The sequence below is a fragment of the Micropruina sp. genome (assembly GCF_047607385.1).
GTDB lineage: Bacteria > Actinomycetota > Actinomycetes > Propionibacteriales > Propionibacteriaceae > Micropruina.
On record NZ_JASGDE010000213.1, the window covers coordinates 20,071 to 33,053 of the forward strand.

The following is a 12,983-nucleotide window of genomic DNA, read 5'->3' on the forward strand; positions in this document are numbered from 1 at the left end:
TATTTTTGGGACACTTGGGCGTGATCACCCATCTGCACCCCGATCCCGGGCCACCCGGAACTCAGACGCTGGCACGCGGCATCGCGATCGTCAGCGCCGTCGCACGCGGTCAGCGGCGTCTCCGCGGCATCGTCGAGGAGACCGGCATCGGGCGCAGTACCACCCATCGGCTGCTGCAGCTTCTCGTCACCGCGGGCTACCTACGGCAGCTCGACGGCGCCTACAGCCTGGGTCCGGCCCTCATCGAACTCGGCTATCAGGCGCTGCAGGAGAATCCTGTGACCACGGTTGCGGCGCCCGTCCTCCGCGAACTCGCAGAACGAGTCCACGACACTGTTCATCTCGCCATCGAGGACCGCGGGCAGGTGCTGTATCTGGAGAAGATCCCGGGCACCCGTGGCGCGGAGATGAGGTCGCGAATCGGCCATCGCATGCCGATGACCCGCACCGGGATCGGCAAGGCCCTGCTCATCGACAGCCCGGATCGCTGGCGCGCCAAGTTCGCCTCCGAGCGGCCGGTCGGAGCCGGAAACGGCATTCATCACGATGTCCTCACACCTGACACGTTCGTGGCAGTGATGAAGCAGGCTGCCGCTACCGGGGTAACCCTCGACCTGGAGGAGAACGAGCCGGGCATCGTGTGCGTTGCTGCTCCCGTTCGCGATGCCTCGGGTTCGATCGTGGCGGCCGTGAGCATCTCGGCCACCCGTCCGTACATGCCTCCGGAACGACTGGACGCGCTGCGGCCGGCAATCCTCAGAGCCGCTGGAAAAGTGTCCTCGGAACTGGGCTACCGGCCGGACCCGGATGACCACTCGACCGATTGGACGTAGGACGGGCCGGGTGCACCCGGCCCGCCCCGGTGACCGTCAGGCCACCTGGTACATCACCAGCAGCCGCTCGACCTCGGCCTGCATCGCCTGCGCCGCCGGAGCCATCCACTTGCGGGTGTCGACCAGCTTCGGGTTGGCGTCCAGTTCGGCCCGCACCTGGTCGGTGAAGACGTGATTGAGGTGGGTGGAGACGTTGATCTTGGTCATCCCGGCCCGGATGGCGTCGCAGATGCCCTGGTCGCTGACCCCGGACGAGCCGTGCAACACCAGCGGCACGACGGCCTTGAGGGCGATCCGCCGGATCAGATCCAGATCGAGTGCGGCGTCCCGGGTGGTCATCGCGTGCGAGCTGCCGACCGCGACGGCGAGCAGGTCGACGCCGGTGTCGGCGACGAAGCGAAGCGCGTCGTCAGGATCGGTGCGGACGCCGGGGGCGTGCACGCCGTCCTTGCCGCCGACCTCGCCGAGCTCGGCCTCGATGCTGATGCCGGCGTCGTGGCACCAGCGGGCCACCTCGGCGGTGGTGGCGCGGTTCTCCTCGTCGGGCAGGTGCGAGCCGTCGTACATGATCGAGGTGAACCCCAGCTCGATGGCCCGCCGGATCAGGTTGAGGTCCTTGGCGTGGTCGAGATGGACGCAGACCTTCGCCGGGCTGCGCCGGGCGATCGCCAGGGTGGCGATGCCGAGCGGCTCGAGCTGGCCGCCGTGGAATTTCACCGCGTTCTCCGAGATCTGGAGCACGATCGGCAGGCCGACGTTCTCGGCCGCGCGGACCAGGGTCTCGGCGTTTTCGAGATGGATGACGTTGAAGGCGCCGAGGCCTCTGCCGTGGGCACGGCAGACGTCGGCCAGGGAACTGAGAGTGCTGAGCATGTCTACTCCTGAATGAGGACGTCGAGGGCGAGTCGCGCCGCCTGGCGCTGGTCGATCTCGCCGGCGACCGGCGAGAGGACGGCGGCGGCCGACCAGGCCACCGCGTCCGCCAACGCTGCGCCGAGGGCGGCGAAGCGACTCTGAGAAGGGGAGGAAAGGGCCAGGCCGTGGGCCAGGGCGGCGACCACGGCATCACCGGCGCCGGTGGGGTTGCCCTGCAGGACCCGGTTCAGCCGGGCGGTGACGAAGCCGTCGGCGGCACCGAGCAGCATTCCGTCGGCACCCATCGAGGCGACCACCGCACCGCAGCCGTGGTCCAGCAGTCGCCGGATCCCGTCGCGGACGTCCGCGGCACCGGTGGCCTCGACGATCTCGTCACGGTTCGGCTTCACCACGTCCGCGCCGGCGGCCGCCGCGGTGAGCAGCGCCTCGCCGGAGGTGTCGGCGATGACCACGGCGCCCGCCGCGCGTGCGGCGGCGATCACCCCGGTGAGGTGGTCGGCCACCGTCCCGGCCGGCAGCGAGCCGGAGATCGTCACCACGTCGCCGGGACGACAGGCGTCCACCAGGGTCCGGGTCAATGCCTCCCAGTCCGCGTCGGTGACCGGGCGTCCCGGCTCGTTCAGCATGGTGGTGTCGGCGGCGTCCACGACGGCGATGGTCCGGCGGGTCTCGGCCGGCACCGGAGTCCAGCGCTGGACGACGCCGGGCGCGTACTCGGCGAGCAACTCGGCGAGAGTCTCGCCGGCCCGTCCGCCGAGGAACCCGTAGCCGGCCACCGGCAGCCCGTGGGCCGCCACCACGCGGGCGACGTTGACCCCCTTGCCGCCGGGCCGCTGTTCGACGCTGTGCACCCGGTTGACCGCGTGCAGCTGCATCGAGTCGAGCCGGTAGGTGATGTCGAGCGCCGGGTTGGGCGTCAGGCAGTGCACTGTGGTCATGCCCCGGCCTCCTCGCCGCCGACCCGGAACATCACCTTGAGCCGGTGCTCGTCGCGGGACCGCATCGCCTGGAAGCCGCGGACGGCCTCGGCGAGCGGCAGCTCGTGACTGATCAGGACGCCCGGGTCGACCAGTCCGGAACCGAGGATCCGCACCGCGTCGGCCCATTCGTGCCCGGGGAAGGGCGCCGAGTACGACATCCACGAGCCCCGCACGGTGAGTTCGTGGCGCAGGATGTGCTCGAACACGGTCGGCGAGAGCACCAGATCCTGGTGCGCCGTGCCGACGTAGACGACGGTGCCGCGGCGGGCCGTGATGGCCAGCGCCTGGCGTTGGGTGGGCGGCACCCCGGCGGTCTCCACGGTCAGCGTGGGTGCCCCGGTCCGGGCGAAGTGCCCGGCCACGTCGTCGGTGAGGGCGTTGACCGCGTGCGCGGCACCGAACTGCCGGGCCACCGCCAGGTTGCGCGGGTCGACGTCCACCACGGTGATCGGGCCGGCGCCCTTGTCGCGCAGGGTGAGCACGACCAGCAGGCCGATCACTCCCCCGCCCAGCACGGCGGCCGGCTCGCCGGGCAGCACGTCCGCCCGTTCGACGCCGTGGATGGCCACGGTGAGTGGCTCGACCAGCGCCCCGGTCCGGAGGCTGAGGTCGCCGAGCGACACCAGGTTGACCGCGGGGACGGCGACCAGGTCGGCCAACGCCCCCTGCCGGCGGGAGCCGATGAAGGAGTAGTTGGGGCACAGCGACGGACGCCCGGCCAGGCATTCGGCGCAGTGGTGGCAGGGCACCAGCGGAGCGACCGCGACCCGGTCACCGGGACGGGCGGTGGTGACGGCCGCGCCGACCGTCTCCACCACCCCGGAGAACTCGTGGCCGAGAACCTGCGGGAAGCTGTGCACCGCACCGTCGAAGTACCGGGGCACGTCGGATCCGCAGATGCCGCAGTAGGCGACCCGAACGAGTACCTCGTCCGGGCCACATACCGGGCTGACCTCGGTCAGCGTCAACTCCTGGGGCCCCGTCACCGCCACGATCCTTGTTATGGGAGCTGGCATGTGACCCGTCCCTACCCTTCGTCGGTCTCGACGTAGAGGGTGCGGCGCCGGTACTTGATGAACGTGTACACGAAGCACGCGCCGTACAGGGCGAGGATCATGAACCAGCCGAAGGCGACGTCCCCGCTGATTCCCTTGGCCAGCAGGTAGGTGATCGGGCTGCCGGACTGGTCCAGCGAGGACACCTGACCGGAGGTGCCGAGCAGGTCGACGTTGCGGGCCAGCTGGGTCTGCAGCTCGACCATCTGGTTGGAGATCCAGACCGTCATCACCATGATCGCGGTGCCGGAGAACAGGGTGCGGAAGATGTTGCCCTTGTGCACGCCGACCGCAATGGCGACGAAGAAGCCGATGGTGGCCAGGTCGCCGAACGGCAGCACCCGGTTGCCCGGCAGCAGCGCCGCCACCACGATGGTCAGCGGGACGAAGATCAGGCTGGCCGAGATCACCTGCGGGTGCCCGAGCAGCAGCGCCGGGTCGAGACCGATCCGGTAGTTGCCGTCCTTGAACCGCTTCTGCAGCATCTCGCGGGCCGCTTCGGCGATCGGCAGCAGGCCCTGCATGATCAGCTTCACCACCAGCGGCATCAGCAGCATGACGGCGCCCATCTTGACGCCCAACTGCAGCGACTGGCCGATGTCGTAGCGGGCCAGCAGGCCGATCACCACGCCCAGGATGGTGCCGATGATCAGCGGCTGCCCGAACGGACCGAGCTTCTCCTCCAGCTGCTCGGTGGTCAGCTTGATGTTGCGGACGCCCGGGATCTTGTCGAACAGGTCGTCGATCGGCGGGGCCAGCACACCCATGTAGGCCGAGGTGCCGTGCGGGATCGCGACACCCTCCAGGCCGAAGAAATTGTCGGTGACCGGGCTGAAGATGTCGCCGAGCTTGTAGGCGATGACGGCGTGCACGACGACGCCGGCGATGCCCCACCAGAAGCTGCCGGTGGCCACCTGGACGATGGCGCCGGTGAAGGCCATGTGCCAGATGTTCCAGATGTCGACGTTGAGCACGTGCGTGGCCCGCAGCAACAGCATCACGATGTTCACGCCGATCGCGATCGGGATCGCGATCAGACCCATGTTCGAGGCCCAGGCCATCGGCGCGGAGCCGGGCCAGCCGACGTCGATCACGGTGAGGCCCAGGTTGAAGTTCTTGGCCATCGCCTCGGCGGCCGGGCCGAGGGACTCGGTCAGCAGGCCGACGACCAGGCCGATGCCGACGAAGCCGACACCGATGGTGAGGCCCGACTGCAGGGACTTGCTGATGCCCTGCCGCAACGACAGGCCGATGATGATGATGATCAGGGGGAGCATCACGCTGGGCCCCAGGTCCACCACGTATTGGATGACTGCCAGTACGGCGTCCATACTTATCAAGATTCCTTCCGAATCACCGGGGTGCTGCGTCCCTGCCCGGACGCAGCGCCCCTCCTTTGTGTGTCGATCGACGACGCCTGCCCCTGCCCGGGCTCGCGTCGCTGTCGAATCAGTTGCCGAGGATCTCCAGGATCTTGGCCTCGGTGGCGGCGAGGTTGATGCCGGAGATGAAGGCGATGCCGTGCACCACCGGGACGCCGTAGTCGCGGCTCACCTTCGCGGTGGTGACCATCAGGTCGGCCTGCTCGGCGCGTCCGGCCAGCTCGCTGATCCGGCACTGCTGGACGTCGACGGCGATGCCGTTCTTCTCGCACAGTTCGCGCACCTTGTTGGCCGCGACAGTGGACGTGGCGACCGCTCCGCCACAGGCAACGATGACTTTCTTCATGATTCTCTCCTCGTTGAGGTATCGGTTTTTCCTGTATTCAGGCTTGTGGGAGGCGCGTGGCCTAGATGCCGTCGAAGGCTTGTTCGAGCAGCGCGACGATGCCGGCGGGTTCGTCGGCGGAGCGCACCGACGCCACGAAGTCGGCGTCCTGGAGCTTGCCGATCATGTGCGACAACAGCGGCACGTGATTCGCGGCGTCGGCGAAGACCAGCATGAACACGGTCGAGACCTCGACGGTGGAGTCCTCGTCGCCGCCCATCTCGCGGAAGGTGACCGGCTGGGCCAGGGACGCGACGGCGATGGTGTTGCCGCTGACGTGGTCCGCGGAGGTGTGCGGAATGGCGACGCCGCCGGAGAGGTCCAGCCCGGTCGGGAACTCGCGTTCCCGCTGTTGCAGGGCGGCCACGTAGCTGGGCTCGGCGAGGCCGGCCGCGGTGACGGCGCCGCCCAGGGTCTGCAACAGCTCGTCCCGATCGGCGACCGCCAATCCGGGGAACATCAGCTGACTATGAAATTCCAAGAGATTCCTCCTGTGCGATGACGACCGACACGTCGGCCTCGGTTAGCGCCCGGCTCAACTCCGAGCCGGGCGTCCCGGTGGTGATCACCAGGTCGAGTTGGGAGAGATCGGCAAGCCGGTTCACCGCGATGGTGTCGAGCTTGTCCTCGGCGGCCAGCACCACCACCGAGCGGCAGTGGCTCATCGCCTTCTGCGAGGTGGCACCCTCCAGCGCATGGTGGTTGGTCACCCCCGCCAGCGCGTCGATCCCGGCGCAGCCGAAGAAGCCGACGTCCATGTAGACGCTCTCCAGCGCCTTCTCGGCGATCGGGCCGAACAGGGAGCCCTCGTTGCCGCGCACCATGCCGCCCAGCACGATGGTCTCCACCGTCTCGCTGCGAGACAGCCGGGTCGCGATCGGCAGGGCGTTGGTGAGCACCCGGACCCGCCGCTTGGCCTGAACCAGGGCGTCGGCCAGGGCGTAGGTGGTGGTGCCGTAGTCGATGTAGACGGTGGAGCCCTCTTCGATGCCGGCCAGCGCCGCCGCCGCGATCGCCTGCTTGGCCGCCCGATGCACCGACATCCGCCGCTCGTAGGCGCTCTCCTTCTCGGTCGGACGGATCCGGGCCCCGCCGTGCACCCGGACCAGCAGGCCGCGCTCATGCAGATCCATCAGGTCCTTGCGGATGGTCTCCGGCGAGACGTCGAACAGCTTGCTGAGCGCCAGCGCCTTGACCGACTTCTTGGACTGGAGCAGTTGGACGATCGCCGTGTGACGCTCCTCGATATCCATGTGGCCGCACCTCCTCCGGTTGAGTTGCACTCGCCGCCCGTGGCGAATCTGGTGTGAATCCTGCACGATTCCCAACCTTTTCACAACCAATACCCCAGTACACCGACTCGCGTCACCGGGGGCTGGAAGGAGCGTCACAGCAAGTCAGCATAGGGACCAGCGCGCCTGAACGGACATCAAGGCTGTCCGAATATTGAGATGCGCTGTAGGTTCGCCGGGTTCATCAACTTGGGATCCCAAGTTTGTCCAATTGGACTGCCTTGGAGTGCCGGCCACTCCCGCCCGGGCTGCGCCGCTGCCGGGTGTGGCGTCCGGACGGGACGACGAGCGGACGCTGAGGCGGCCAGCGGCGGGACGTCGCTCAGCGCCAACCGGCCCGCTCCCCGGCCCCCGGGCCGCAGCCGGACGGCCGAACGCCCACAACATCCAAGCCCGGCCGGGCCGCACTTGGACTCACCACCGCAATTCGGGGTGCCGGCTGCGCCGCCGACGGCTGGCAGTTCCGGCGACCCCCGTGGCTATCCGGCGGCGTAACCGTCCGGAGACCCGGCCTGCCACCGGGCGGTGTCGGCGCAGGCCTGGTCGAGGCTGCGGTGCGCCGTCCAACCGAGCTCCCGTTCGGCCTTGGTCACGTCGGCGTAGGACGCCGCCACGTCGCCGGGGCGGGCGGCCACCAGCCGGTAGGGAATGCGCGTCCCCGCGGCCCGCGCGTAGGCCTCGATCACCTGCAGCACCGATGCCGGCCGGCCGCTGCCGAGGTTCCACACCCGATAGCCGCCGCCCTCGCCCAACCGGTCGAGCGCGGACAGATGCCCCTGGGCCAGGTCCACGACGTGCACGTAGTCGCGCAGGCCGGTGCCGTCCGGGGTCGGGTAGTCGTTGCCGAAGACCTGGAGCCCGGTGCGGCGTCCAGCGGCCACCTGGGCCACGAACGACAGCAGGTTGTTGGGAACCCCCTTGGGGTCCTCGCCGAGCAGCCCCGACTCGTGCGCACCGATCGGATTGAAATAGCGCAGTACCGCCACCGACAACGCCGGATCGGCCGCCGCCGCGTCCGCGAGGATCTGCTCCACCATCTGCTTGGTCCGTCCATACGGATTCGTCGCCGCTGTCGGCGCGTCCTCAGCGAACGGCGCCTCGGAGGCGCTGCCGTAGACGGTCGCCGAACTGCTGAACACGATCCGCCGGCAGTCGTGGACAGCCATCGTCTCCAGCAGCGTGATCGTGGCGGCCACGTTCTCCCGGTAGTACAGCAGCGGCAGCCGGGTTGACTCACCGACCGCCTTGCGACCGGCGAAGTGGATCACCGCCTCCGGAGCGAACCGTGCGAAGACGGCGTCCAGGGCGGCCGCTTCGCCCACATTGGCCTCGACCAGTTCCACCGGCCGCTCGGCCAGGCCGGCCACCCGTCGCAACGACTCGGCCGAACTGTTCGACAGATAGTCGACCACCACGACGTGATGGCCGTTGGCCAGGAGTTCCAGCGTGGTGTGCGAGCCGATGTACCCCGCACCCCCCGTCACCAGCACACGCATCCGATGCTCCTTCCCCCGTCGTCTTGTCTCATCGCTCGCCCTCCGATCGCCGGCCGCGTCAGCGAGCCCGGTCGGCGGCGTGGACCAGGGCGGCCCCGGCCGCGGTCAGCTCGGCGGCGATCGGGTCACTGTCGGCGATCTCGGTGATGACCCCGGTCACCGCGTCGAGCGGCAGCACGCTGTAGCGCGAAGCGGTCCCGATCTTCTCGTCGCTGGCCAGCACGTAGGTCTCGGCGGCGCGGGACGCCAGGGCGCGCTTCATCGCGGCCTCGTCCGCGTCCCCGGTGGTCAGCCCGGCGGTCGGGTGGACGCCGGTGACGCCGAGGAAGAACAGGTCGGCGCTGATCTTGTTCGCCGCTTCGACCGCGGCCGCGCCGCAGGCGACCGCGGAGTGCTTGAACAGCTGGCCGCCGATCAGGAAGACCTCCGCCTCATGGTTCAGCAGCGCCGCGGCGACGGTCGGGCTGTGCGTGATGACCGTGCCGCGGAAGCTCCGCGGCAGCGCTCCCACCATCGCGAGCGTGGTGGTGCCGCCGTCCAGGATGACCGTCGCGCCCGGCTCGATGAGCGCCACCGCCGCGGCGGCGACACGCCGCTTGCTGTCCGGCGCGACCGTCGTCCGGGCCGCGTAGTCGGCGACCGCCGGGGACGCCGGCAGGGCGCCTCCGTAGACCCGCACCGCCAGGCCCGCCACGTCGAGCTCCCGCAGGTCGCGGCGGATGCTGTCCTCGGACAGCCCCAGCTCGGCGGCGATCTCCTTGGCCACGATTCGCCCGTCGCGCCGCAGGCGCTCCAGGAGCAGCTCTTTCCGTGCCGCAGCAAGCATGCCCACTCCTTCTTGTTCTTGCATGATTCTGCTGTATCGTGCCCGATGTGAGCAAATCGATGCTGATCCTGATCGCCGGACCGTACGCGTCCGGCACCGGCGGCGACCCCGAGCTGATGTCGCGGAACCTCGCCCGAGGAGAAATCAGCGCGAACTGAGCGCGCTCAGCGCTCCCGGCGGAACACCGGCTGATCGGCCAGGGTGACCGGGAGCTCCAGGAACCCGGCGTCGTGGACGTCGTCGCCGGCGTCGATCCGGCGCCAGCGTCCGGGCGGCAGCACCACCCGGCGGGTTCGGGCGCCACGCTCCAGCACCGGCGCGACGAGCAGGTCCTCGCCGAGCAGGAACTGGTCGGTGACGTCCTCGAAGCCCGGGTGGTGGTAGGCCAGCGGGCGGATGATCGGCTCGCCGGTGGTGGCGGCGTGCTCGGCCAGCTCCATGATCTCGGGCAGCAGCCGGGCCCGCAGCGCCAGAGCGGCGTGCACCAGGGCCAGATGCTCGTCGTCCAGCACCCGGGCCGGCGAGATGGAGAACTGCACCATCGGGAACAGCGCCGCGACCTGGGTGTAGCGGACGAAGTGCTCCGGCTCGACCGGCATGCCGGCGCCCAGGGTGCAGACGTCCCCGCCGCCGACCATGTCGGCGCAGGTGAAGGCGTGTCCGATCAGGCCCTGCGCGATGCCCTCGGGAATCAGCGACAGCAGGCCGTCGGCACCCCAGGTCGGCGGCTTGTCGTGCAGTCGTTGCGCCAGCGGCTGGCCGCCCAGCTTCCAGCAGGCCCGGTACTCGTTGAACGGGTACTCCAGGCCGATCCGTCCGAACGCCTCGCACAGCTCGGCCGGCCCGCCGCCGCCGAACGGCCGGTCGTCCAGCCGGTAGTCGCGCAGGTCGCCGGCGTCCAGCTTGAAGCCGTCGACGCCGAGCTCGCGCAACTCGCCCAGCCGGGCGTGCAGCCAGGCGACCGCACCCGGGTCGGTCAGGTCGAGCAGCCCGCTGAAGCCGTTCCACCACTCCCGGATCAGCACCTCGCCGTCGGCGCCGCGCAGCAGATGCCCGGCCTTGCGCAGCTCGCGGAACGGGTCGCCGTCCGGACTGAGGAAGGGCACCAGCCAGACCATCACCTGGAAGCCCAGCCGATGCAGCCGCCCGATCATCGCGGCCGGGTCGGGGAAGCGGTACAGGTCGAAGCGCCAGTCGCCGTAGTCGGTGCTCCAGCGGTCGTCGAGCATCAGCACGCCGGGCGGGAAGCCGGCCGCGAGCAGCCGCTCCGCGTAGGCCAGGACGCCGTCCTGGGTGGGCCGGTAGGGCATCTCGATCCAGGTGTTGTACTGCGGCGCGGTGAACAGCTCGCGCGCCGGCAGGCGTCCGGACGCCGGGAAGAACGCCCGTGCGGCGGCCAGGTAGGCGTCCCGCAGTCCGCCGCCGGTCTCGATCAGTTCGACCGGGGTGTCGAGTTCCAGGCGTCCGTCGGCGAACCCGAAGGCGAACGGCCGCTCCGACCACACCGCGCGTCCGGCGCTGGAGAGCAGCAGCGGCGCGGACTGGTTGGCGCCCGCGGTGGGGTCGTCGACCAGGCCGGCGTTGACCGCCAGGTCGCGGCGGTGCGGACGGCGTCCGAACGGCATCGCACCGCCGTCGGGAACCGCGCCGCCCCACCACAGCTCGCCGGTCAGCAGGGGGATGGTCGTGGACGCGTCGGTGCGTGTGGTCACAGGGTCTCGCTTCCGGCTCAGGAGGGTTGGACGTAGTCGCGGGTGACCCGTCCGGTGATCAGGCAGGTCACCTCGTAGGGGATGGTGCCCATCAGGTCGGCCACCTCGGCGACGGTGATCTCGGCCTCGCCGCGGCGTCCGATCAGCACCACTTCGTCGCCGAGCGCGGCGACCGGTTCGGGGCCCAGGTCGACCATGGTCTGGTCCATGCAGACCCGGCCCACGATCGGGTAGGGACGGCCGCCGATCAGCACCCGGCCGCGGTTGGAGAGCAGCCGGGAGTAGCCGTCGCCGTAGCCGACCGGGATGGTCGCGATCCAGCTGTCGCGGGGTGCCGTCCAGGTCCGTCCGTAACCCACGGTTTCGCCCGCGGCTACGGGTTTCAGGAACGAGATGGCGGTGGTCAGCTCCAGCCCGGGGCGCAGCTCGACGGTGCGTTCGGCGTCCGGGTCGGGCAGGCTGCCGTAGATCATGATGCCGGGGCGGACCATGTCGAACCAGGTCTCCGGATGCCCCAGCACCGCGCCGGAGTTGGCCAGGTGCTTCAGTTCGACCGGGCCGGCGGCGGCCTCGACGGCGTCCGCGGTGGACGCGAAGAGCTCGGCCTGGGCGCGGGTGAAGTCGGCCCCGGCCGGGCTGTCCGAGATCGGCAGGTGGCTGAACAGGCCCTGCAGCCGCAGCCCTTCGTCGGCGGCGATCCGGGCGGCCAGCGCCGGGGCCTGGGCGGGCTCGACGCCGACCCGGCGCATGCCGGTGTCGACCTTGAGATGGACGTGGACACCGGTCAGCCCGATCATCTCGGCGACTTGCGAGGTCTCTTCGATCGACGCCTCGTCGACCACCGTCAGGGTGAGTGCGGAGGCCAGCGCCCGGCTGATCTCGGCGGCGCCCCGGGTCGGCGAGAACTTCAGGATCGGCAGGCTGATGCCGGCCTTGCGCAGCTGGCGTCCCTCGTCGACGGTGGCGACGCCGAGCCAGTCGGCGGCGCCGCGCAGTTCGATCATGGACGCCACCGCCAGCGCCCCGTGCCCGTAGGCGTTGGCCTTGACCGCGGCCAGCACGAGCCGGTCGCCGACCCGGGCCCGGATGCCACGCAGGTTGGCCTCGATGTTGCCCAGCAGGGTGCACGCGGTGGTCGGATAGGTCATCGGCGTTCGTCCCCGGTGGCGACCGGGCGCGCCGGGTCGTTGCTCCACGCCGACCAGGAGCCCGGGTAGAGCGCGATCGGGCGGTCGATGCTGGCGCCGGCCAGCACCAGTTGGGCGGCACTCACCCCTGACCCACAGTAGGCGGCCAGCGGACCTGGACGGTCGAGCAGCTCGGCCAGCCGGTCCTGGCTGGGCAGCCGGCCGTCGCTGGTGAAGAACTGCGCGACCGGGACGTTGGCGGCTCCGGGGATGTGACCGGCGACCGGGTCGATCGGCTCGGTCTCGCCGCGGTACCGCTCGGGTGCGCGGGCGTCCATCAGGGTGCCGTCGAAGCCGGCGGCGTCGTCGGCCTCGATGGTCGGCAGCTGCCCGGTGGTCAGCGTCAGCGAAACCGCCTCGACCTCGGTGTCGCCGCTGGTCAGCGGCCGGTTCTGCGCCGTCCAGGCGTCGATGCCGCCGTCCAGCACCCGGACGTCCAGACCGGCCCAGCGCAGCACCCACCAGGCCCGGGACGCGGCGAACGAACCGGCCTCGTCGTAGACCACCACCGGACGGCTGCCGTCCACGCCCAACTCACCCAGCCCGCGGGCCAGGGTGTCGGCGTCCGGCAGCGGGTGGCGTCCCTCGGCGGGCTCCCCGTGCCGGGTCAGCACCGCCTCCAGGTCGAGGAAGCGGGCGCCCGGCAGGTGCGCCTCCCGGTAGCGGTCGCGTCCCGCGCCGGCCGGTTCACCCAGCCGCCACCGGACGTCCAGCAGGTCGACCTCGGCCAGCCGTTCTTCCAGCTGATCCGCCGTCACCACCACGTCGTCGCGCGCCATTGCCCCAGCCTGTCAGATCCGGCACCCGGTGATCACCCTTCGGCGGTCGTCCCTGGAAAGAGCGGGCGGATTCCGGCACCAACTGCTGTGCCGGAATCCGCCGGTTGTGCCCGACCTCGATGCGAGCCGGCGCAGGGCGCCGTCCGGCGCACCGCGGCCACCCGGGCCACTCGATCGCGC

13 protein-coding genes are annotated in these 12,983 nt (G+C 70.4%); 1 reads left to right on the forward strand and 12 read right to left on the reverse strand.

The window, feature by feature from the left end; translation table 11 throughout:
• Positions 1 to 20: 20 nt before the first annotated feature.
• Entirely contained in the window at positions 21 to 833 is an 813-nt protein-coding gene (locus tag QM582_RS18485; protein WP_415086904.1) for an IclR family transcriptional regulator, read from the forward strand.
• A gap of 36 nt (positions 834 to 869) precedes the next feature.
• Here the strand turns inward: QM582_RS18485 and QM582_RS18490 are convergent, their stop codons facing one another.
• The 12 genes from QM582_RS18490 to QM582_RS18545 form a co-directional block, all read right to left on the reverse strand.
• A complete protein-coding gene (locus QM582_RS18490; protein ID WP_415086905.1) occupies positions 870 to 1,706 on the reverse strand; it encodes a class II fructose-bisphosphate aldolase in 837 nt (278 codons plus the stop codon).
• Between the two features lie 2 nt (positions 1,707 to 1,708).
• Positions 1,709 to 2,647, reverse strand: a complete 939-nt coding sequence (locus QM582_RS18495) for a 1-phosphofructokinase family hexose kinase (protein WP_415086907.1) — start codon at positions 2,645 to 2,647, stop codon at positions 1,709 to 1,711.
• Complete coding sequence (locus tag QM582_RS18500; RefSeq protein WP_415086908.1) at positions 2,644 to 3,675, reverse strand: galactitol-1-phosphate 5-dehydrogenase; 1,032 nt, start codon at positions 3,673 to 3,675, stop codon at positions 2,644 to 2,646. Before QM582_RS18500 ends, QM582_RS18495 begins: the two co-directional genes overlap by 4 nt.
• A gap of 41 nt (positions 3,676 to 3,716) precedes the next feature.
• The gene (locus QM582_RS18505) at positions 3,717 to 5,075 is read right to left on the reverse strand and encodes a PTS galactitol transporter subunit IIC (protein ID WP_415086910.1); all 1,359 of its coding nucleotides are present in this window, start codon (positions 5,073 to 5,075) and stop codon (positions 3,717 to 3,719) included.
• A gap of 118 nt (positions 5,076 to 5,193) precedes the next feature.
• On the reverse strand, positions 5,194 to 5,472 hold the full coding sequence (gene gatB / locus QM582_RS18510) for a PTS galactitol transporter subunit IIB (RefSeq protein WP_415086912.1): 279 nt from the start codon (positions 5,470 to 5,472) through the stop codon (positions 5,194 to 5,196).
• A gap of 61 nt (positions 5,473 to 5,533) precedes the next feature.
• Positions 5,534 to 5,971 (reverse strand): PTS sugar transporter subunit IIA, encoded by a 438-nt coding sequence (locus QM582_RS18515; RefSeq protein ID WP_415086914.1) that lies wholly within the window; start codon positions 5,969 to 5,971, stop codon positions 5,534 to 5,536.
• Positions 5,972 to 5,978: 7 nt separating this feature from the next.
• Positions 5,979 to 6,764 (reverse strand): DeoR/GlpR family DNA-binding transcription regulator, encoded by a 786-nt coding sequence (locus QM582_RS18520; protein ID WP_415086915.1) that lies wholly within the window; start codon positions 6,762 to 6,764, stop codon positions 5,979 to 5,981.
• Between the two features lie 518 nt (positions 6,765 to 7,282).
• Positions 7,283 to 8,299 carry a UDP-glucose 4-epimerase GalE gene (gene galE / locus QM582_RS18525; protein ID WP_415086917.1) on the reverse strand — a complete coding sequence of 339 codons (1,017 nt, stop codon included), beginning with the start codon at positions 8,297 to 8,299 and terminating at the stop codon, positions 7,283 to 7,285.
• 58 nt (positions 8,300 to 8,357) lie between these two features.
• On the reverse strand, positions 8,358 to 9,125 hold the full coding sequence (locus QM582_RS18530) for a DeoR/GlpR family DNA-binding transcription regulator (RefSeq protein ID WP_415086918.1): 768 nt from the start codon (positions 9,123 to 9,125) through the stop codon (positions 8,358 to 8,360).
• 164 nt (positions 9,126 to 9,289) lie between these two features.
• Entirely contained in the window at positions 9,290 to 10,837 is a 1,548-nt protein-coding gene (locus tag QM582_RS18535; protein WP_415086920.1) for a glycoside hydrolase family 31 protein, read from the reverse strand.
• Positions 10,838 to 10,854: 17 nt separating this feature from the next.
• Positions 10,855 to 11,985 (reverse strand): alanine racemase, encoded by a 1,131-nt coding sequence (gene alr / locus QM582_RS18540; RefSeq protein WP_415086922.1) that lies wholly within the window; start codon positions 11,983 to 11,985, stop codon positions 10,855 to 10,857.
• Positions 11,982 to 12,803 carry a sulfurtransferase gene (locus QM582_RS18545; protein ID WP_415086923.1) on the reverse strand — a complete coding sequence of 274 codons (822 nt, stop codon included), beginning with the start codon at positions 12,801 to 12,803 and terminating at the stop codon, positions 11,982 to 11,984. The genes alr and QM582_RS18545 overlap by 4 nt, the downstream gene beginning before the upstream one ends.
• Positions 12,804 to 12,983: the final 180 nt, after the last annotated feature.

Coding starts and splice junctions, on each gene's coding strand:
- QM582_RS18495 (WP_415086907.1), bottom strand. CDS start 2,647: ATGACCACAGTGCACTGCCTGACGCCCAACCCGGCGCTCGACATCACC.
- QM582_RS18490 (WP_415086905.1), bottom strand. CDS start 1,706: ATGCTCAGCACTCTCAGTTCCCTGGCCGACGTCTGCCGTGCCCACGGC.
- QM582_RS18520 (WP_415086915.1), bottom strand. CDS start 6,764: ATGGATATCGAGGAGCGTCACACGGCGATCGTCCAACTGCTCCAGTCC.
- QM582_RS18505 (WP_415086910.1), bottom strand. CDS start 5,075: ATGGACGCCGTACTGGCAGTCATCCAATACGTGGTGGACCTGGGGCCC.
- alr (WP_415086922.1), bottom strand. CDS start 11,985: ATGACCTATCCGACCACCGCGTGCACCCTGCTGGGCAACATCGAGGCC.
- galE (WP_415086917.1), bottom strand. CDS start 8,299: ATGCGTGTGCTGGTGACGGGGGGTGCGGGGTACATCGGCTCGCACACC.
- QM582_RS18545 (WP_415086923.1), bottom strand. CDS start 12,803: ATGGCGCGCGACGACGTGGTGGTGACGGCGGATCAGCTGGAAGAACGG.
- QM582_RS18530 (WP_415086918.1), bottom strand. CDS start 9,125: ATGCTTGCTGCGGCACGGAAAGAGCTGCTCCTGGAGCGCCTGCGGCGC.
- QM582_RS18515 (WP_415086914.1), bottom strand. CDS start 5,971: ATGTTCCCCGGATTGGCGGTCGCCGATCGGGACGAGCTGTTGCAGACC.
- gatB (WP_415086912.1), bottom strand. CDS start 5,472: ATGAAGAAAGTCATCGTTGCCTGTGGCGGAGCGGTCGCCACGTCCACT.